The sequence below is a fragment of the Hydrogenophaga palleronii genome (genome assembly GCF_031457455.1).
Classification (GTDB): Bacteria; Pseudomonadota; Gammaproteobacteria; order Burkholderiales; family Burkholderiaceae_C; genus Hydrogenophaga; species Hydrogenophaga palleronii_A.
In genome coordinates, this window is sequence record NZ_JAVDWU010000002.1 from 299,659 (window position 1) to 318,821 (window position 19,163).

The 19,163-nt window shown below is 63.5% G+C and carries 14 protein-coding genes; 7 read left to right on the forward strand and 7 right to left on the reverse strand.

What is annotated here, in order from left to right; genetic code table 11:
• Positions 1-15: 15 nt before the first annotated feature.
• On the reverse strand, positions 16-858 hold the full coding sequence (locus J2W49_RS05995; protein WP_310312935.1) for a thymidylate synthase: 843 nt from the start codon (positions 856-858) through the stop codon (positions 16-18).
• A 144-nt stretch (positions 859-1,002) separates the two neighbouring features.
• On the opposite strand from J2W49_RS05995, the gene J2W49_RS06000 reads away from it, so the two are divergent.
• Both J2W49_RS06000 and J2W49_RS06005 read left to right on the forward strand, forming a co-directional pair.
• Positions 1,003-1,794 carry an enoyl-CoA hydratase gene (locus tag J2W49_RS06000; protein ID WP_310312938.1) on the forward strand — a complete coding sequence of 264 codons (792 nt, stop codon included), beginning with the start codon at positions 1,003-1,005 and terminating at the stop codon, positions 1,792-1,794.
• Positions 1,795-1,815: 21 nt separating this feature from the next.
• Positions 1,816-3,213, forward strand: coding sequence for a mechanosensitive ion channel family protein (locus tag J2W49_RS06005; RefSeq protein WP_310312939.1), 1,398 nt, complete (start codon positions 1,816-1,818; stop codon positions 3,211-3,213).
• On the opposite strand, the gene J2W49_RS06010 is transcribed toward J2W49_RS06005, so the two are convergent.
• The 3 genes from J2W49_RS06010 to J2W49_RS06020 form a co-directional block, all read right to left on the reverse strand.
• The gene (locus J2W49_RS06010; RefSeq protein WP_310312942.1) at positions 3,190-4,485 is read right to left on the reverse strand and encodes a TRAP transporter large permease; all 1,296 of its coding nucleotides are present in this window, start codon (positions 4,483-4,485) and stop codon (positions 3,190-3,192) included. The genes J2W49_RS06005 and J2W49_RS06010 overlap by 24 nt on opposite strands.
• Positions 4,482-4,988 carry a TRAP transporter small permease gene (locus J2W49_RS06015; RefSeq protein WP_310312945.1) on the reverse strand — a complete coding sequence of 169 codons (507 nt, stop codon included), beginning with the start codon at positions 4,986-4,988 and terminating at the stop codon, positions 4,482-4,484. Before J2W49_RS06015 ends, J2W49_RS06010 begins: the two co-directional genes overlap by 4 nt.
• Before the next feature lie 100 nt (positions 4,989-5,088).
• Positions 5,089-6,105 carry a TRAP transporter substrate-binding protein gene (locus tag J2W49_RS06020; RefSeq protein WP_310312950.1) on the reverse strand — a complete coding sequence of 339 codons (1,017 nt, stop codon included), beginning with the start codon at positions 6,103-6,105 and terminating at the stop codon, positions 5,089-5,091.
• A gap of 346 nt (positions 6,106-6,451) precedes the next feature.
• Between J2W49_RS06020 and J2W49_RS06025 the strand changes: the two genes are divergently transcribed.
• The 4 genes from J2W49_RS06025 to J2W49_RS06040 all read left to right on the forward strand — a co-directional run bounded on the left by J2W49_RS06025 (position 6,452) and on the right by J2W49_RS06040 (position 11,163).
• Positions 6,452-7,201, forward strand: coding sequence for an electron transfer flavoprotein subunit beta/FixA family protein (locus tag J2W49_RS06025; protein WP_310312954.1), 750 nt, complete (start codon positions 6,452-6,454; stop codon positions 7,199-7,201).
• A 147-nt stretch (positions 7,202-7,348) separates the two neighbouring features.
• Positions 7,349-8,281, forward strand: a complete 933-nt coding sequence (locus J2W49_RS06030) for an electron transfer flavoprotein subunit alpha/FixB family protein (protein WP_310312957.1) — start codon at positions 7,349-7,351, stop codon at positions 8,279-8,281.
• An 85-nt stretch (positions 8,282-8,366) separates the two neighbouring features.
• Positions 8,367-10,157 carry an acyl-CoA dehydrogenase gene (locus J2W49_RS06035; RefSeq protein WP_310312960.1) on the forward strand — a complete coding sequence of 597 codons (1,791 nt, stop codon included), beginning with the start codon at positions 8,367-8,369 and terminating at the stop codon, positions 10,155-10,157.
• A 25-nt stretch (positions 10,158-10,182) separates the two neighbouring features.
• The gene (locus J2W49_RS06040; RefSeq protein ID WP_310312963.1) at positions 10,183-11,163 is read left to right on the forward strand and encodes an NAD(P)H-dependent flavin oxidoreductase; all 981 of its coding nucleotides are present in this window, start codon (positions 10,183-10,185) and stop codon (positions 11,161-11,163) included.
• Positions 11,164-11,244: 81 nt separating this feature from the next.
• On the opposite strand, the gene J2W49_RS06045 is transcribed toward J2W49_RS06040, so the two are convergent.
• Positions 11,245-13,557, reverse strand: a complete 2,313-nt coding sequence (locus tag J2W49_RS06045; RefSeq protein WP_310312966.1) for a penicillin-binding protein 1A — start codon at positions 13,555-13,557, stop codon at positions 11,245-11,247.
• 133 nt (positions 13,558-13,690) lie between these two features.
• Here J2W49_RS06045 and J2W49_RS06050 point away from each other — a divergent pair, with 133 nt between their 5' ends.
• Positions 13,691-16,750 (forward strand): transglycosylase domain-containing protein, encoded by a 3,060-nt coding sequence (locus J2W49_RS06050; protein WP_310312969.1) that lies wholly within the window; start codon positions 13,691-13,693, stop codon positions 16,748-16,750.
• 21 nt (positions 16,751-16,771) lie between these two features.
• Here the strand turns inward: J2W49_RS06050 and J2W49_RS06055 are convergent, their stop codons facing one another.
• Together J2W49_RS06055 and dalD are read right to left on the reverse strand one after the other, a co-directional pair.
• Entirely contained in the window at positions 16,772-17,707 is a 936-nt protein-coding gene (locus tag J2W49_RS06055) for an AraC family transcriptional regulator (RefSeq protein WP_310312971.1), read from the reverse strand.
• A 26-nt stretch (positions 17,708-17,733) separates the two neighbouring features.
• Entirely contained in the window at positions 17,734-19,152 is a 1,419-nt protein-coding gene (dalD, locus tag J2W49_RS06060) for a D-arabinitol 4-dehydrogenase (RefSeq protein ID WP_310312973.1), read from the reverse strand.
• Between the last annotated feature and the right edge of the window lie 11 nt (positions 19,153-19,163).

Below are 19,163 nucleotides of genomic sequence, written 5' to 3' on the forward strand. Positions count from 1 at the left end.
CTGTCTCGGCCGGCATCAAACCGCCACGGGTGCCTTGATGGCGGGATGGCACTCGTAGCCTTGCACCTCGAAGTCCTCGTACTGGTAGTCGAAGATGGAATCGGGTCGGCGTTTGATGTGCAGGGTCGGGTAGGCGAACGGCTGGCGACTCAGTTGGAGCTCTACCTGCTCGTGGTGGTTGCTGTAGATGTGGCAGTCGCCGCCGGTCCAGATGAAGTCGCCCACATCGAGATCGCACTGTTGCGCCACCATGTGGGTGAGCAGGGCGTAGCTGGCGATGTTGAAGGGCACGCCCAGAAAAATGTCGGCGCTGCGCTGGTACAGCTGACAGCTCAGCTTGCCGCGTTCGCCCGGATTCTGAGGTGGCGCCACGTAGAACTGGAAGAAGGCGTGACAGGGCAGGAGGGCCATCTTGGAAAGCTCGGCCACGTTCCAGGCGCTCACGATGATGCGGCGGGAATCCGGGTTGGACTTGAGCGTCTGCATCACGTCGGTGATCTGGTCGATGTGGCCGCCTTCTGGCGTGGGCCAGCTGCGCCACTGCACGCCGTACACAGGTCCCAGGTCGCCGTCTTCACGCGCCCATTCGTCCCAGATGGTGCAGCCGCGTTCCTGCAGCCATTTCACGTTGCTGTCGCCGCGCAGGAACCACAGCAACTCGACGATGATGGCCTTCAGGAACACCTTCTTGGTGGTGATCAGGGGAAAGCCTTCCTGCAGGTTGAAGCGCATTTGATGTCCGAACACGCTGGTGGTCCCGGTGCCGGTGCGGTCGGTTTTCTGCACGCCAGTGGTGAACACATGGCGCATGAAGTCTTCGTACTGGGAACGGACGGGGCGGCTGGCGGGCGGATTCATGCGCAAACGGGTGGTTCAGGACGAGGGGCGTGGGTGAGCGGTTCCGGATGACGGAAGTCCAGTATCTTATGCTCTCGCCCGTGGCGATGCTTTGCTGCGCGGGAATCCCTGACAATGTTCAGCCCAGCTGTTGACTGAGACCACATGAACGCCGATCCCACCGATTCCGTGATGTTGCATGAGCGCGATGCGCGCGGCGTGCATCGTTTCACCTTGAACACACCCCGCAGCTTCAATGTACTGAGCGAAGCCATGCTGGCGGCCCTGCAACACGGGCTGGATGGGGTGGCCGCCGACGATCAGGCCCGTGCCGTGGTCATTGGCGCCGCCGGCAAGGCCTTCTGTGCGGGACATGATCTCAAGGAGATGCGCGCCCAGCCTGACCAGGCCTATTACCAGGCCTTGTTTGCGCGATGCACCCGCGTGATGCTGGCGATCCGCCGGCTGGAGGTGCCGGTGGTGGCGCGCGTTCAGGGGCTGGCCACGGCGGCAGGCTGCCAGCTGGTGGCCCAGTGCGACCTGGCGGTGGCTGCGCACGAAGCGCGCTTCGGGGTGAACGGCATCGATGTGGGGCTGTTCTGTGCCACGCCTGGTGTGGCGCTGTCGCGCAACCTGTTGCCCAAACAAGCGATGGAAATGCTGCTGACGGGTGAATTCATCGATGCCGACGAAGCGCGCGCGCGCGGGCTGGTCAACCGGGTGGTGGCTGCCGAAGAGCTGGACGCCGAAGTTGAGCGTTTGCTGGTGCGGCTGCTGGACAAGCCAAAAGAAGCGCTGGCCATGGGCAAGGCCCTGTTTTACCGGCAACTGGAAACGGGTGTGGAGTCTGCCTATCAACTGGCCGGACAGACCATGGCGTGCAACATGGCCCATCCCGTGGCGCAGGAGGGCGTTCAGGCCTTCATCGACAAACGTGCACCGAGCTGGCGCCGCTGAGATCCTATTTCCGCTTTCGACATGACCCCCAACTCTGACGCCGCTTCGCCCGCCCAGCCCGCACCGTCTGCCGTTTCCGGCGGTCCCAAGCCGATTGATGACCTGGAGCTCTGGCTCAGCGGGTTCACCCAGCCCACCGTGCTGGCGGAGCTCGCTGCCCTGGCCGTCTGCGTGTTGCTGGCCTGGGGCCTGACCTGGCTCTTGCGCCGCGCCGTCGGGGCCGAGGGAGACGAGGCCTCCGTCACCTTCGGCCGTCGCATTGTGGACGGGGTGATGTTTCCGCTGCTGTTGCTGGTGCTGGGCTACATCGCCCGTGCATGGCTGTTGAAGCTGATGCCGCTGGCGGCGTTCAAGGTTGCGATCCCGGTGCTGGTGTCGCTGGTGGTGATACGGGTGGGGGTGAAGGTCCTGCAGGTCGCCTTCGCCACCGCTCCGTGGGTGCGTGTGCTGGAGCGCACCATTTCCTGGGTGGCCTGGCTGGCCATGGTGTTGTGGGTGAGCGGCCTGTTGCCATTGGTGCTGGCCGAGATGGACCGGATCAACTGGAAGATCGGCTCCACTCAGATCAGCCTGCTGACCCTGCTGGAGGGCGTGCTCACTGCCGGAGCCGTGCTCATTCTGTCGCTGTGGGTTTCTTCGGCCATTGAGGCCCGGTTGCTGCGCAAGGCCGTGGGCGGCGATCTGTCGCTGCGCAAGGCGGTGAGTAATGCCACTCGCGCACTGCTGATGTTCGTGGGCCTGATCATTGCGCTCTCGACTGTGGGCATCGATCTGACCGCTCTTTCCGTGCTGGGTGGCGCGATAGGCGTGGGGATTGGCTTTGGCCTGCAGAAGCTCGCTTCCAATTATGTGAGTGGCTTCGTGATCCTGGCCGAGCGCAGCATGCGCATCGGCGACAACGTGCGGGTGGACGGCTTCGAGGGCCGTATCACCGACATCAATGCCAGGTACACCGTGATCCGCAGCCTCACCGGGCGTGAATCCATCGTGCCCAATGAATTGCTCATCATCAATCGGGTGGAAAATCTCTCGCTGGCGGACAACCGTGTCTGGCAGTCGACCATTGTCTCGGTGGCCTATGACAGCGATGTCGAGCTGGTGATTGCGTTGCTGATGGATGCAGCACTCGCGCAGGAGCGGGTGCTTCGCGACCCAGGGCCGTCGGTGGCCTTGTCGGCCTTCGGTGCTGACGGTCTGGAGTTCACGCTGGGTTACTGGATCAGTGATCCGGAGAACGGTCAGCTCGGTCTGCGCTCCCTCATCAACCGATGTATTCTGAAGGCGTTGCGGGAACACCGGATCGAGATTCCCTACCCGCAACGGGTGCTGCATGTGCCGGCAGCCGATCGCGCAGCACTGGCTGCGCTACAGGCTACCGGCCACCCACCGGCCGGTTCAACGCCCCATCAGGCTGGGTAGCCAAAGCGCGATCGACGGCACGGCGATCAGGATGCCCAGTCGCACGATGTCGGCCATCACGAAAGGTATCACGCCTTTGTAGATGGCACTGAGCTTCACATCGGGCAACAGGGAGTTGAGCACGAACAGGTTCAGGCCCACGGGCGGGGAAATCATGCCAATTTCAACAATCGTCACGATCAGGATGCCGAACCACACCGGGTCGAAGCCCAAGCCCGTGATGATTGGGAAGAACACGGGAATGGTCAGCAGCACGATGGCCAGCTCCTCCATCACCATGCCCAGCGCCAGGTAGATGCCCATCATCACCACCACCACCATGATCGGGTGTGGACTGAACTGCAGCACGAAGTCACGCAGGTCGCCCGGCATGGTGGTGAAGTTGACGAAATTGGTGAACACCATGGCCGCGATCAGGATGGCGAACAGCATGGCCGTGGTGCGGGTGCTTTCCACCAGCACATCCATCAGCACCCGGGGCGTGAGTGCACCCCTGAACAGCGCGAAGAAGAAAGCCCCCGCCGCGCCCACGCCCGCGCCTTCGGTGGCGGTGAAAACGCCGCCGTAGATGCCACCAATCACCAGCGCGAACAGCACCGCCACGCCCCATATGCCGCGAATGGCCTTCAGGCGTTGCGTCCAGTTAAAGCGCTCGGCAGGCGGGCCAGCCAGCGGGTCGCGCCAGGTCACGAAAACGACGGCCATGCACAGGCAGACGATGGCCACCACACCGGGCAGGATGCCCGCGATGAACAGCTTGCCGATGTCGGTTTCCGTGATGATGCCGTACACCACCAGAATGGTGGACGGCGGAATCAGGATGCCCAGCGTGCCGCCCGATGCAATGGAGCCGGTGGCCAGGGTGTCCTTGTAGCCGTGGGCCCTCATCTGGGGATAGGCGACGCGCGACATGGTGGCAGCGGTGGCAATCGACGAGCCGCAGATGGAGCCGAAGCCACCGGAGGCGATGATGCTGGCCATGGCCAGACCGCCGCGCCTGTGTCCCACGAACGCATTGGCGGCAGTGAAGAGTTCCCGCGCCAATCCAGCCTTGGCCACGAAGTTGCCCATCAGCACGAACAGGGGAATGACTGAAAGCACGTAGTGGAACCCGGTCTCGAAAATCACCTGGCTGGTGCTGGCCATCGCCGGTGACCAGCCGCGCATGAGGCCCATGCCGACAAAACCGGAAATGGTCATGGCCACGGCCAGCGGTATGCGCATGAAGGCCATCGTGAAAACGGCCAGGAAACCCAGGAACGCTTCGATCATGAAACGCTCCCGTCGATGTAGGCCGGGCCATGTCCCGGCGGGCGTTTCAGGAAAGCCCGCACGAAGTGGGTCGCTGCGGTCAGGAAGAGCAACGCCGCCATCAGGTAAGCCACGGGAGCGACCGGCAGCAGGAGGTATGCGGTGGTGTCACCGTATTCCTGAAAGCGATCTCCGCGCGTCACCATCAGGTACCCCAGGAACGCAAACACGGCACCGCACAGCAGGTCCACTAGCCGTGCCTGGATGTTTTTGAGCCAGTCGGGAATGAACGCGTCGAAGGAGTCGAATGTGACGTGCTCGTTGCGCCAGGACACCAGAGGAAGCGCGCCAAAAATGACGATCACCATCAGGATCTCGGTGATCTCCAGCGCGCCAGGCACCGAGTTGCTCAGGAACTTGCGCCCGCTCACATCAATGAGCGTGAGCCACATGATGGCGAACAATGCCATGGAGGCCATGAGGCCGGTCGACCAGTACAGCAGTCGGTCCAGAGTCTTTTGCATGTCAGAGCAGAAAGGGCTGGCAAAAAAAGGGCTGGCGGGGCAGCGTCAACTCGGGCTGCCCCGCCAGCCAGTGCCAGCAGGGGTTGGGGAGTGCCTTAACTTATTTCAGTTTGGCGATTTCAGCACGGAATTCGGCCAACACAGCCTTGGCGTTTTTCAGGCCCTTTGCTTCGGCTGCCGCCGCCCATCGGTCTTCAAGGGCCGCCTGTTTTGCCTTCACCTCATTGATGAAGCTCTCGCTGGCCTGTACCCGCTGCACACCTTGTGCTTTCTGCACGGTATCGCGAGAGACGGCGTCGACCTTGTCCCAGCCTTCGCCGAACACCCGTGCGACGCGTTCTCCCGAAATCTTGTCGACGACGGCCTTGTCTTCGGCCGACAGCGCGTCGTATTTGCCCGGATTCATCATGAAGACGAAGCTGGTGTTGTACAGGCCGCCAGGGAAGGTCGTGGCGTGTCTGATCATTGAGAGCTTGAAAGAAGCGACGGACTCGTCCGGGAAGAACGTGCCGTCCATCACCCCGGTGGACAGCAGTTCAAACGACTCGGGCGCAGGCTTGAGCGTGGTGTTCCAGCCCATGGCCTTGGACAGCTCATTGATGTTGCCGCCCCCGATACGGAACTTCAGCGAGGCCGCGTCGGCGGCTGAAGTCACCGGTTTCTTGGTGTTGAAAATGATGCCGGGGCCGTGTGTGAACACACCCAGCACCTTCACACCACGGTGTTCACCGAGCGGAGCGAAGTATTTGCTGTAGATGCGCTGGTAGGCCACCGAGGTCGCCACGGAACTGTCACCCAGAAAAGGGAATTCCGCCACTTGCGTGTTGATGAAGCGTCCCGGCGTGTAGCCGTCCACGGTGAACGAGATGTCGGCCAGGCCGTCCCGGATGGCATCAAAGGTGCCGGGCGGGGCCGCGACGGCCTTGGGCAGGGCATTGCACTTCATGCGTCCGCTGCTTTCTTTCTCCAGCTCACTGCACCAATTGGCCTGGGCCACGCTGATGGTGTGGGTGGGGGGGACCCAGCTGGAGGTGTTGAACACTGTCTGTGCAGAGGCCAGTCCACTGACCATGAGCGTGCCGGAAAAGACCGCACCGAGTGCATAACGTAAGTTCATCAACTGGCTCCTTATAAGGTCGGGAATAAGATTGTTCAACAGAAATAGATGCCCAACAGGGAACTATAGGCCAATTCCTTTTACGGTCGTCTCCATGCTTACCCGAGTTAGCCGACCAATGGGTTGGTTAATGCGGACGAGAAGGAGTCGCCTGCGTTTGTCCGCGATCGCGTGACTTCCCCTATAATCACAAAAAAGCACGATCGTTCGTTTTTTGCGGTGATCTGCGGAACGATCAGGCAGGCGGCAGGTCAATCCGGACTTTCCAGGGCCCCGGCTCTACAATCCGACAATTGACGTGTACGTCAATCAGATTCTTTTCACTACGTATCAGGAGCAACCCAGCATGAAGGTCATCGTCCCCGTCAAACGTGTGGTGGATTACAACGTCAAAGTGCGCGTCAAAAGTGACGGCACGGGTGTGGACATCGCCAACGTCAAGATGAGCATGAACCCGTTTGACGAGATCGCGGTGGAAGAAGCGGTTCGTTTGAAGGAGAAGGGTGTGGTCACTGAAGTGATTGCCGTCTCCTGTGGCGTGTCACAGTGTTCGGAGACCCTGCGCACCGCCATGGCCATTGGCGCAGACCGCGCCATTCTGGTGGAAACGGCGGAAGAGCTGCAACCGCTGGCCGTGGCCAAGCTGCTCAAGGCGCTGTTCGACAAGGAACAGCCGGGCCTGGTGATCCTGGGCAAGCAGGCCATTGACGACGACTGCAACCAGACCGGCCAGATGCTGGCGGCGCTGGCCGATCTTCCTCAGGGCACGTTCGCGAGCAAGGTGGAAGTGGCCGACGGCAAGGTCAACGTCACCCGCGAGGTGGATGGTGGCCTGGAAACCCTGAGCCTGAGCCTGCCGGCCATCGTCACAACCGACCTGCGTCTGAACGAGCCGCGCTACGTGACCCTGCCCAACATCATGAAGGCCAAGAAGAAACAGCTCGACATCCTCAAGCCCGAAGATCTGGGCGTGGACGTGAGCCCGCGCATCAAAACGCTGAAGGTCAGCGAGCCGCCCAAGCGCGGCGCCGGCATCAAGGTGCCGGATGTGGCCACGCTGGTGGACAAGCTCAAGAACGAAGCAAAAGTCATTTAACCCCCCGCGCAGGGATGACGCTCCCCCCGCGCCGCCTGCGGCGTCACCCCCGGGGGCGGACCCTGCGGCCTGGCAAAGCCAGTTCCGCGGGTTCCTTGACCGACACACTTCTTTCGACCTGTATCTGCTTTTTTAGGAATTCAAGTCATGACTGCACTCGTCATTGCCGAACACGACAACGCCACCGTCAAGGGGGCCACGCTCAACACCGTGGCCGCCGCCGCCCAGATGGGGGGTGATGTGCACGTGCTCATCGCCGGCCACAACGCCAGTGGCGCCGCCGCTGCTGCCGCCCAGATCGCGGGCGTGAGCAAGGTGATCCATGCGGACGCCGAGTACCTGGCCCACGGCCTCGCCGAAAACATGGCAGCCGAGGTGTTGAACATCGCATCCAGCTACTCGCACCTGGTGTTCCCGGCCACCGCCAGCGGCAAGAACATCGCCCCTCGTGTGGCCGCCAAGCTCGACGTGGGCCAGATCAGCGACATCACCAAGGTGGAAAGCCCGGACACCTTCGAGCGCCCGATCTACGCAGGCAACGCGGTGGCCACGGTGCAGAGCGCCGATGCCACCAAGGTGATCACCGTTCGCACCACGGGCTTTGATCCGGCCGCCGCCACGGGTGGCAGCGCCACTGTTGAAACAGCGGCAGCCCAGCCTGACAGCGGCAAGAGCACCTTCATGGGCAGTGAGATCGCCAAGAGCGACCGCCCGGAACTCACTGCAGCCAAGATCATCGTCTCCGGTGGCCGCGCCCTGGGTAGCGCAGAAAAATTCAACGACGTGATGACACCGCTGGCCGACAAGCTGGGTGCTGCATTGGGCGCCAGCCGCGCAGCGGTGGACGCCGGCTACGCACCCAACGACTGGCAGGTGGGCCAAACCGGCAAGATCGTTGCACCGCAGCTCTACATCGCTGCTGGCATTTCCGGAGCCATTCAGCACCTGGCTGGCATGAAGGACAGCAAGGTCATCGTGGCGATCAACAAGGACCCCGAAGCCCCGATCTTCTCCGTGGCCGACTACGGCCTGGAGGCCGACCTTTTCGAGGCCGTGCCTGAGCTGATCAAGGCGCTCTGAGCCCTCTGAAGAAAGCAAGGGCATCGTTCGCGATGCCCTTGTTCCTTGTTGTATCTGCACCCTGGAATCTGCTGGAGACAAGAGAATGAGTTACACCGCACCCCTCAAAGACATGCTGTTCGACATCGAGCATCTGGCACGCATCGACCAGGTGTCGCAGATGCCAGGCTTTGAAGACGCCGGCCTGGAGACGGCGCAAGCCGTCCTGGAAGAGTGCGCCAAGCTCAACGAAGGCGTGATTGCGCCGCTGAATTTCGAGGGCGACAAGAATCCGTCGTCTTTCAAAGATGGAGTGGTCACCACCACCCCCGGCTTCAAGGACGCCTTCAAGCAGTACGCTGAAGGGGGCTGGCAAGGCCTGCAACACCCGGTCGATTTTGGTGGTCAGGGCCTGCCCAAGACGATTGGCGCGGCCTGCGGCGAAATCCTCAACAGCGCCAACATGAGCTTCGCGCTCTGCCCGCTGCTGACCGATGGCGCCATCGAGGCGCTGATCACTGCGGGCAGCGACGAACTCAAGGCCATCTACCTGGAAAAGCTGGTGAGCGGGCAGTGGACCGGCACCATGAACCTCACCGAGCCGCAGGCCGGCAGCGATCTGGCAGCGGTGCGCAGCCGGGCTGAGCCGCAACCCGACGGCAGCTACAAGGTGTTTGGCACCAAGATCTTCATCACCTACGGTGAGCACGACATGGCCGAAAACATCGTGCATCTGGTGCTCGCGCGCGTGACCGGCGCGCCCGAGGGTGTGAAGGGCATCAGCCTGTTTGTGGTGCCGAAGTTCCTGGTGAACAAGGCCGGAACGCTGGGTGATCGCAACGACGTGCACTGCGTGAGCATCGAACACAAGATGGGCATCAAGGCCAGCCCCACGGCCGTGCTGCAGTACGGTGACCATGGGGGTGCTACTGCCTACCTCGTGGGCCAGGAGAATCGCGGTCTGGAGTACATGTTCATCATGATGAACGCCGCGCGTTACGCAGTGGGCGTGCAGGGCATTGCGATTGCAGAACGTGCCTACCAGAAGGCCGTGGGCTACGCGAAAGACCGTGTGCAAAGCCGCCCGGTGGACGGTTCAATGAGCGCAGCCGCACCCATCATCCACCACCCGGATGTGAAGCGCATGCTCATGACCATGCGCGCCTCCACCGAAGGTTGTCGCGCCATGGCTTCCGTGGCGGCCGCGGCCTACGACGCCGCGCACCACCACCCGGACGCCGAGGTGCGCAAGCAGAACGCTGCGTTCTACGAATTCCTGGTGCCGCTGGTCAAGGGCTACAGCACCGAGATGAGCCTCGAAGTCACCAGCCTGGGTGTGCAGGTGCATGGCGGCATGGGCTTCATCGAGGAGACCGGCGCGGCACAGTACTACCGCGATGCCAAGATCCTGACCATCTACGAAGGCACCACGGCCATTCAGGCCAACGACCTGGTGGGTCGCAAAACCGCCCGCGATGGCGGCACCGGCGCCAAGGCCATTGCTGCGCAGATCGAGAAGACCGAGGCCGAACTGGCGAAGCGTGACAGTGCCAACGCCAAGGCCGTGCACCAGCGCCTGAAGGCAGCGCGCGAGGCGTTTGTGGACGTGGTGGATTTCATCGCCGCCAACACGCGCTCCAACCCCAACGCGGCGTTCGCCGGCAGCGTGCCCTACCTGATGCTGGCCGGCAACCTGATGGCAGGGTGGCAACTGGCTCGCTCGCTGCTGGTCGCTGAAGAGCTGTCTGCCAAGGGACAGGACGTGGCCTTCATGCAGGCCAAGATCACCACCGCACGCTTCTATGCCGACCACATCCTCAGTCGCGTCCCCGGCACGCGCGATGCGATCGTTGACGGCGCGGACGCTGTCACAGCATTGGCCATTGAATCGTTCTGAACCAACCCCCATCGACGGAGACCAAATGACAGCACCCGCCCGCAGCCTGCCCCCGGTTCTCAAGAACATCAAGTTCCCGGTGATCGGCTCGCCGCTGTTCATCATCAGCAACCCCAAACTCGTCATTGCCCAGTGCAAGGCTGGTGTGGTGGGCGCCATGCCCGCGTTGAATGCGCGGCCAGCATCGCAACTGGACGAGTGGCTGGCCGAAATCACCGAGGCACTGGCTGCACATGATGCTGCCAACCCCGACAACAAGGCCGCGCCTTTCGCCATCAACCAGATCGTGCACAAGAGCAACGACCGGCTGGAGCACGACATGGCCCTGTGTGCGAAGTACAAGGTACCGATCATCATCACCAGTCTGGGTGCGCGTGAGGACGTGAACCAGGGCGTGCACAGCTGGGGCGGCGTGGTGCTGCACGACGTGATCAACAACGTGTTCGCGCACAAGGCCATCGAGAAGGGGGCCGATGGCCTGATTCCTGTGGCTGCGGGTGCCGGAGGTCACGCGAGCGTGAAGAGCCCTTTTGCGATGATCCAGGAGATTCGCGAATGGTTCGGTGGCCCGGTGGCTTTGTCTGGTTCCATTGCGTCGGGCGGCGCCATTCTCGCGGCACAGGCCATGGGTGCCGATTTCGCCTACATCGGCTCGGCCTTCATTGCCACCGAAGAGGCGCGCGCGGTGGACGGCTACAAGGAGATGATCACGAAGTCGAATTCGGACGACATCGTCTACAGCAATTTCTACACGGGCATCCATGGCAACTACCTCAAGGGCAGCATCCAGAACGCCGGCATGGACCCGGACAACCTGCCGCAGAGCGACCCGAGCAAGATGAACTTCGGCACCGGTGAAGGCGCCAATGCCGCCAAGGCCTGGAAAGACATCTGGGGTTGCGGCCAAGGCATCGGCGCCATCCGTGAAGTGGTACCGGCGGCGGACCTTGTTGCCAGATTCAAGAAGGAGTATGCAGAGGCCAGGGCGCGGATCTGCGCCCAGTGACGCTTGCGCCAGCCTCCTGCGAAAAAACCGGCCTTCGCCGGTTTTTTCTTTGCCCTCGTCGAGCTGAAGCGATGACGCCAGTCAGGGTCTCGAATCGAAGGGAAACATGCTCGGCACGTCGCTGAACAGGCTGCGAAGGTTCCAGAAAAGGCCCGGCGGCGGTGCGTACTCCACGTTGTCGGGATCCGAGATGTGTGCCACCCAGCCGCCTTCGCGCCACTCGCTGTAGAGCCAGTCGTCGCCTTCGCGCACCAGGCCGGCTGGCGGCGGCCCCAGTGGCTTGTTCGGTACGTCCTTGAGTGCTGCCGCCATGTAGTCGATCCAGATGGGCAGGGCCATGCGACCGCCCGACTCGCTGTTGCCCAGGCTGCGCGGTTGGTCGTGGCCCATCCAGACGACGGTGGCCAGCGACGGGTGGTGGCCGGCAAACCAGGCGTCTTGCACGTCGTTGGTGGTGCCAGTCTTGCCGTAGATGTCGCTGCGTTTGAGCAAGGCCTGTGCGCGCGCAGCAGTGCCCGTGCGGACCACTTCATTGAGCAGGCTGTTGGTCACGTACGCATTGCGGGCCGGGATGACGCGGTTGTCTTCGGTGTGCGCAGCGGGCGCAGGCGCCTCGAAAAGCACCTTGCCGTGTGCATCGGTGATTTTCTCCACCACGACCGGCTCCACGCGCCAGCCACCATTGGCCAGTGTGGCGTAGGCCTGCGCCATCTGCATCGGTGTGGTGCTTCCCGTGCCCAGGGCCAGCGTGAGGTCGTTGGGATGGCGTTCAGCATCCATGCCGAAACGGCTGGTCCAGTCGCGGGCCCGCTGAGTGCCCATGTGCTGCAACACGCGCACGCTGGCCAGGTTGCTCGACTTGGCCAGCGCCGTGCGCAGCGTGATGGGGCCTGCGAATTCGCCGTTGCTGTTGCCCGGACTCCAGCCGTTCGGGGCTGTGTAGGGCAGATCATCGATCAGGGTACCAGGCATCACCCGTTCTTCCAGCGCTGCGGAGTAGAGCAGTGGTTTGAATGCAGAGCCGGGCTGGCGCCAACTCTGGGTGACGTGGTTGAAGGGTTGGCGGGAAAAATCGAAACCGCCGACCAGGGCACGGACCCGGCCTGTTTTTGCATCCACCGCCACCAGGGCAGCCTCGACTTCCGGCCATTGCGAAATGGACCAGTTCTTACCCGTCTTCACGACCCGGATCACCGAGCCCCGAGCCAGCTTCAATGAGTCCTTGGCTTTCGGCGCCAGCCCACGCTGGGCCCAGCGCAGGCCTTCGCCCTGCAGGCGGACCTGCTCCCCGCTGGCCAGTTGAACCCGCACCTCATTGGGTGAAGCGGCGAGCACGATGCCCACCCGTAGCGTTTCGTCGTCGCGATGGTCTTTCAGGGCTTCTGCCGCAGCACGCTCCAGTTCCGCTCCACTGCCCGAAATCGCTTCAAACGATTCGGGGCCACGCCACGCGCCGCGGCGATCGTGAGCGAGCACGCCACGTTGCAGCGCTTCGTGGGCCGCACGCTGATCCGCTGACTTCAACGACGTGGTGACCTTGAGCCCGGTGGAGTAGGCCTCGGTGCCGAAACGCTCCACCACCGCCCGCCTGGCCATCTCGGCCACGTGGGCGGCGTTCACGCTGCGCGGGCCTCTGGTGCGCAGTTGCAGCTTTTCGGCTTTTGCGGCGGCCAGTTGCCTCTCGTCAATGACGCCCACCGCTCGCATGCGCTCCAGCACCACGCGCTGGCGTTTCACTGCCCGATCAAGGTTGGCGACCGGGTTGGCGTAGTAGGGGTTCTGCGGCAGTCCGGCCAGCATCGCGGTTTCAGCCAGCGTGAGCTTGTCCAGGGACTTGCCGAAATAGGCCTGCGCGGCGGCGGCGAACCCGTAGGCACGTTGACCAAGAAAGATCTCGTTGAGGTAGATCTCCAAGATGCGGTCTTTGGAGATCGCCTGCTCCAGCCGCAGTGCCAGCAGGATCTCCTTGGCCTTGCGTTCGGCCGACAGCTCGCGCGTGAGCAGCATGGTGCGCACCAGTTGTTGCGTGATGGTGGACGCGCCTTGCTTTCTGCCGCCAGTGAGCAGGGCCACGGCCGCGCGGGCCATGCCTTTCGGGTCGATGCCGGAGTGCTCATAGAAGCGGGAATCTTCCACGGCGAGCACGGCATCTTTCAGTTGTTGCGGCGTTTGTGCCAGCGGCACATACACCCGCCGCTCGGTGCCGAACTGGGCAATCTCCACACCGTCGGCGGTGAACACCTGCAGGGGGAGCTTCGGCGCATAGCTGACGATGCGATCCAGCGGAGGCAAATCGAACGTGGACGCTTGTGCTGCTGACGTGGCCAGCAGCAGTGGGGCAGAGATGGCGAGCGCCAGACTGAGCAACAGGCGGCGCGATTGACGCATAAGCATGGAGTGGGATTATCCGGCGCCCGGTCATCCTGCCAGTGCACAGTACGTAACTGAGTGTGCAGTCGTGTTTTTCGACACACGGATTCCTGGCATGTCAGCACACAATGGCGCTCATACTGCAGACAGAGCCTTCATGACCGAGACGCCTTTCCGGGAGACTGGCCAAACGGCCTTCAGCGAACACGCGGCCGAGCCCGGTCGACGTAGGCGCTCACGCCTGTGGCTGATGGTTTTGGGCACCCTGCTGTTGATGGCCATTCTGGCTGTCGTGCTGTTGTCACACGAAGCGCATACGTCTCGCTGGCAGGCCTGGGCGCTGCAACGCTACGCCGCCCCACTGGGGTTTGAAGTGGCCCCCGGGCCCAGCGAGCACATTCGGTTTCCCAAGCACGGTCCGTTCGATGAGCGCCTGGGTTACACCCGCATTCCTGCATTCCTCACCAGCCTGCAGGCCCGCGGCTTCGAGGTCACGGAGCAGGCGAGGCACAACCCGGCTCTGATTGCGCACCTGGATCGCGGCCTATACGCCCCTTATGCCGAAAAGGCGCAGGCCGGGCTGACGGTGTTCGACTGCCGCCACAACTCGATTCACCGCTTCCGCTATCCCCATCGCCAGTTCGAGCAGTTGGACAACGTGCCGCCTGTGGTCGCGCAGTCGCTGTTGTTCATCGAGAACCGCGACCTGCTGGATCCCGAGCGACCGAACCTGAACCCGGCGGTCGACTGGGTGCGTTTCACCCGGGCTGTGTTGGGTCAGCTCGGCAACCGCCTCCACGCCGAGGTCGACACGCCCGGTGGCAGCACCCTGGCGACGCAGATCGAAAAGTACCGGCATTCGCCTGCCGGCATCACCCACAACGAACGCGAAAAGTTGCGCCAGATGGTGTCAGCTGCGGTGCGTGCCTACCAGCGTGGCAAGGACACGCTGCCGGTACGGCGCCAGATTCTGCTTGACTATCTCAATACGGTTCCGCTGTCGGCCGCACCGCGCCATGGCGAAGTCCATGGGCTCGCTGATGGTTTGTGGGTGTGGTTTGGTACCGACCTCGACCGCGCCCGTTTCCTGCTCACGCCTGGAGAGGGGGTGGGCGAGCACCAGACCGAACGTGGCCAGATCCTGCGTCAGGTGGTGGCCCTCATGGTGGCGCACCGCCGTCCCTCGTGGTACCTCGCCCAGGGACGCGATGACCTCGAGGCCACGACAGACGCCTACCTGCGCCTGCTGGCTGCCGAAGGCATCATCGATGCCGGCTGGCGCGACGCCGCATTGGGGCAACGGCTTGGTTTCCGCGACATGGCTATCGATCCACCTCTGCTGCCCACCCACCTCGGCAAAGGCAGTGCCGTGGCGCGCAGCCGCCTGGCGACCTGGCTGGGCACGTCGCTCTACAGCCTGGACCGACTGGATGCCAGCCTGGACACCACGCTCCATGGCGAACTGCAGGATGCCGTCAGTGACTACCTGGGGCGCCTGAGCGATGCGGGCTTTGCGCGCTCGCAGGCACTCATCGGTGAGCGCCTGCTGCAGCCCGCCACGCTGAGCGAGGTGAACTACAGCTTCACCTTGTTGGAGCGCACAGACGAGGGCAATTTGGTGCGCGTACAGACCGACACCACGGCCCAGCCGCTGGACATCAACGAAGGCAGCAAGCTCGAACTGGGCTCCACCGCCAAGCTGCGGGTGTTGGCCACCTACCTGGAACTGGTGGCTGAGCTGCACGCCCGCCTGGCCCCCCTGGATGCGGAAAGCCTGCGGGCCAGCGCCTTTGACGGGCAGGACACGCTCACGCGCTGGGCTGTGCAGCACCTCAGCCACGCGAAAGACAGCAGCCTTGATGCCATGCTCCATGCCGCGCTGGAGCGGCGGTTTTCGGCCGACCCCGGCGAGGGCTTCTTCACTGGCGGAGGCCTGCACACCTTCAACAATTTCAACGCCGACGACAACTCACGCTCGCCGACCCTGCGGGAAGCGATGCAGGCCTCCATCAACCTGCCGTTTGTGCGACTGATGAGGGAAGTCGTCCGCCACACGATGTACCAGGTGCCGGGCAGCACCGCGCGATTGCTCGAAGACGACAGCGACCCGCGCCGTGAGGTTTACCTTGCTCGCTTTGCCGATCGGGAGGGGCAGACCTTTCTGCGCCGTTTCTGGCGCAAACTGGAACCGCGTAGCGCCACTGAATTGCGCTCGATGTTGCTCGAAGGCCTTCGCCCAACGCCTGAGCGTCTGACCGCCGTGTTCCGTTACCTGGAGCCGGACGCTTCGCAGGAGGCGCTGAGCGCCTTTCTGCACGAACGGCTTGGCGAGAGAACGCCGGGTGCACCCCGTCTGGAGCGTTTGTACAGCCGCTTCGCGCCCGAAACCCTGGACCTGCCCGACCGCGGCTACCTGGCCGGCGTGCACCCGCTGGAGCTCTGGCTGGTCGCGTACCGCTTGCAGAACCCCGCAGCCACCTTGAGCGAGGCGCTGAGCGCCAGCAAGAGCGAACGGCAGGCGGTCTACGGCTGGTTGTTCCGTTCCCGCGTCAAGAGTGCACAGGACACACGCATCTACACCCTGCTGGAAGTCGAGGCCTTCCTGGACATCCATCAGCGTTGGACCCGGCTGGGCTATCCGTTCGGCCACTTGGTGCCCTCGCTGGCCACGGCGCTGGGAAGCTCGGGTGACCGGCCTGCGGCGCTGGCCGAACTGATGGGCATCATTCTCAACGACGGCGTGCGCCTGCCGACCCGCCACCTGACAGGCGTGCAGTTTGCCAGCGACACCCCCTGGGCCACCTCGCTGGCGAGGGGCTCCGTGGCAGGCGAACGTGTGATGGCGCCAGAGGTGGCCCGGGCGCTGCAGCAAGCCTTGGCTGACGTGGTGGAACGTGGCACGGCGCGTCGCCTGGCGGGCAGCTTCCGCACCGAGGGCGGTGAAGACCTGTCGCCGGGAGGCAAGACCGGCACCGGCGACAACCGCGTGGTCGTGCGCGGTCGCGCCGCGCTTTCGCTCAACCGCACTGCCACCTTTGTGTTTCACCTGGGTCCGCGCTATTTCGGCACGGTGACTGCGTACGTTGTCGGACCCAATGCCGCAAGGTACCGGTTCACCTCGGGACTGCCGGTGCAGATCCTGAGTTCGATGGGGCCGGTGCTGAGGCCCTATCTGGATGCCTCGCAGGCCCAGACTTGTGCGTCAGCGCCGTCTTGAACCAAGCTGAACAAAGGGGTCTTATGCCGCGCCCCTGAATCGGGTGAGCGATTGTTTGCGGAACTCGCTGGGCGTCATGCCCTTCATTTCCAGAAAGCGGCGATTGAAGTTGGCCACGTTGTTGAAACCCACCTCAAAGCAGATGTGGGTGACCTGCTGATCCGTGTCCATGAGCAACTGGCAGGCCCGGCTGATGCGCACGCGGTTCACGAAGTCGGTGAAGGTGTTGCCGGTGGCCTTGCGGAAGAAGCGGCTGAACCGGCTCTCGCTCATGCCGAGCTCGGCGGCCAGTGCGGCCGCCGAGTGTTCGTCGGCCAGGCGGTCGGTGATGCGGCTGACCACGGCGTGGATCTGGTCGATGGAAGCGTCGTCGTCGTCGCTTTGCAACTGCACGCTGGAGAGCTGTCGGTAGTCGGTGCAGGCGGCGAGATCGGCCAGGTAGTCGCAGAATGCGATGAGGCGGCGCAGACCCCGTGCGGCCTTCACGCGGTGCCAGTGCTGTTCGGCGGCCTCGGACAGACCGAAGAACTCGATACCGTGTTTGGCGCGCTCCAGCAAGGGCAGCACTTCGCGCAATTCAGGAATGGTCTCGGAAGCTTGCGCCAGCGGCTCATGGGTGAACTGGATCACCAGATCACGCTGGGCCACCCCGCCTTCGGGCACGTCCATGCTGACCCAGTTGTGGGGCAGACGCGGACCGGTGAGCACCACCTGGCCAGGCTGGAAGGTGCCGATCCAGTCGCCCACGAACACCTTGCCGCTGGTGCTGGTGATCAGGTGCAGTTCGTATTCGTCGTGGTAATGCCAGCGCGCCAGGGGCGTGGGGAAGCCATGTGCCAGACATCGCACAAAGCCCACGTCGACTGGCGACTCGTAGCCCAGGTTGGGCGAGCGCGCCAGCTCGTGTTCCAGCTCGGGTCTGATCTGGCGCGGGGCACTGCGGCTGCGGACGATCATGGTGTTCCCCTGCGTGGCGATCCGCGTCAGGCGGCAGCCGGACCGACGCCGGTGTGGGCGGTGACAAAACGGCTCACCCGGTCGCGGGCACGGCGCACCGCTTCCACCAGGCGGGCGTCTGCAGCGAGTTCGCCCCACAGCGCATGCTCGGCACAGAAGGCGGCCACCGGGTCGGCCGCTTCGCAGAGGGCGTGTGCGGTGTCGGGTTTCATGGCTTGGTCCTGGTAGGTGTAGGGAAGCTGCCCGGCATGCCAGCGCTGCAGGTAGGCCAGAAAGAGCGCTGGCAGCATGGCCACACTTTCGATGCTCTCACCCCGGGCCAAGCGCTCGCGAATGGTCGGCACGACAAAGCCCGGGATCTTGCTGAACCCGTCCATGGCCACGCGCTGGTTGGTGTCGGCAATGGCGGGGTTGCTGAAGCGGTCAAGCACCACATCTCGGTAGGAGGGCAGGTGGATGGGGCAGGGGTGTTCCGGTGTGTCCAGCACGGGGATCACGTCGTCGGTGACGTAATCGTAGGCGAATCGGCGGATCACTGCATGCTGCGTGCCTTCGTGGATGTAACGCAAGCCCAGCAGAGTGCCGGCCCAGGCGATGCAGCTGTGCGTGGCGTTGAGCAGGCGGATCTTGGCTTCTTCAAAGGCATCCACCGAATCCACCATTTCCACACCGACGCGCTCCCACTCTGGCCGATCTGCAATGAAATCGTCTTCGATCACCCACTGGATGAAGCTCTCGGCCATGAGGGAAGCAGGGTCTTGTTCACCAGTGGCGGCCAGGACGCGATCGACCACGTCGGGCGAGGGGCGGGGCGTGATCCGGTCCACCATGGCGTTGGGGCTGCTGGTCTGGGCTTCGACCCAGGCCTTGAGTGCCGTATCGCCAAGTGCGTCGATGAACTGCAGCAGACCGCTGCGGGCGCGCTCACCGTTGTGACGCAGGTTGTCGCAGTTCAGCAGCGTGACAGGCCCGGCACCCGCCTTTGCCCGCGCTCGCAGCAGGGTGACCAGGGCACCGTAGAGGGTGTGGCCGGCCAGGCCCGTTTTCATGGCCTCCAGGTCGGCGCGCAGCTCTGGGAATCCGGCCCAGTCCAGGCGGCTGTTTGCGTCGAGGTAGTAGCCTGCTTCGGTGACGGTGAAAGAGATGATGCGTGTGGTCGGGTTGGCGCCCACGGCCACCAGGGGCGCCAGATCCGCCTGGTACGGGATCACTTGTTCAATGGCGGTGATGCGCGTGTAGCTGCGCTCGCCTTGCGGCGTCACGGTTTCGAGCGTGTAGGCGCCACCCTGTGACTGCAGTGCGGCGATGGTGTCCTGCATGTCGGGGCGCAGGTTGCCTGCGGCGATGCGCCAGCGCTTGTCGCCAAGTTGCCGCAGCTGATGGACATAAACGGCCTGGTGCGCGCGATGGAACGAGCCCAGGCCCAGGTGCAGGATGGTGTTCATGGTGAGCAATG

Bases quoted from the DNA above. Each gene is read 5' to 3' on its own strand.
- J2W49_RS06030 (WP_310312957.1), top strand. From the start codon at position 7,349: ATGACTGCACTCGTCATTGCCGAACACGACAACGCCACCGTCAAGGGG.
- J2W49_RS05995 (WP_310312935.1), bottom strand. From the start codon at position 858: ATGAATCCGCCCGCCAGCCGCCCCGTCCGTTCCCAGTACGAAGACTTC.
- J2W49_RS06055 (WP_310312971.1), bottom strand. From the start codon at position 17,707: ATGATCGTCCGCAGCCGCAGTGCCCCGCGCCAGATCAGACCCGAGCTG.
- J2W49_RS06045 (WP_310312966.1), bottom strand. From the start codon at position 13,557: ATGCTTATGCGTCAATCGCGCCGCCTGTTGCTCAGTCTGGCGCTCGCC.
- J2W49_RS06035 (WP_310312960.1), top strand. From the start codon at position 8,367: ATGAGTTACACCGCACCCCTCAAAGACATGCTGTTCGACATCGAGCAT.
- J2W49_RS06000 (WP_310312938.1), top strand. From the start codon at position 1,003: ATGAACGCCGATCCCACCGATTCCGTGATGTTGCATGAGCGCGATGCG.
- J2W49_RS06050 (WP_310312969.1), top strand. From the start codon at position 13,691: ATGACCGAGACGCCTTTCCGGGAGACTGGCCAAACGGCCTTCAGCGAA.
- J2W49_RS06005 (WP_310312939.1), top strand. From the start codon at position 1,816: ATGACCCCCAACTCTGACGCCGCTTCGCCCGCCCAGCCCGCACCGTCT.
- J2W49_RS06015 (WP_310312945.1), bottom strand. From the start codon at position 4,988: ATGCAAAAGACTCTGGACCGACTGCTGTACTGGTCGACCGGCCTCATG.
- dalD (WP_310312973.1), bottom strand. From the start codon at position 19,152: ATGAACACCATCCTGCACCTGGGCCTGGGCTCGTTCCATCGCGCGCAC.
- J2W49_RS06040 (WP_310312963.1), top strand. From the start codon at position 10,183: ATGACAGCACCCGCCCGCAGCCTGCCCCCGGTTCTCAAGAACATCAAG.
- J2W49_RS06025 (WP_310312954.1), top strand. From the start codon at position 6,452: ATGAAGGTCATCGTCCCCGTCAAACGTGTGGTGGATTACAACGTCAAA.
- J2W49_RS06010 (WP_310312942.1), bottom strand. From the start codon at position 4,485: ATGATCGAAGCGTTCCTGGGTTTCCTGGCCGTTTTCACGATGGCCTTC.
- J2W49_RS06020 (WP_310312950.1), bottom strand. From the start codon at position 6,105: ATGAACTTACGTTATGCACTCGGTGCGGTCTTTTCCGGCACGCTCATG.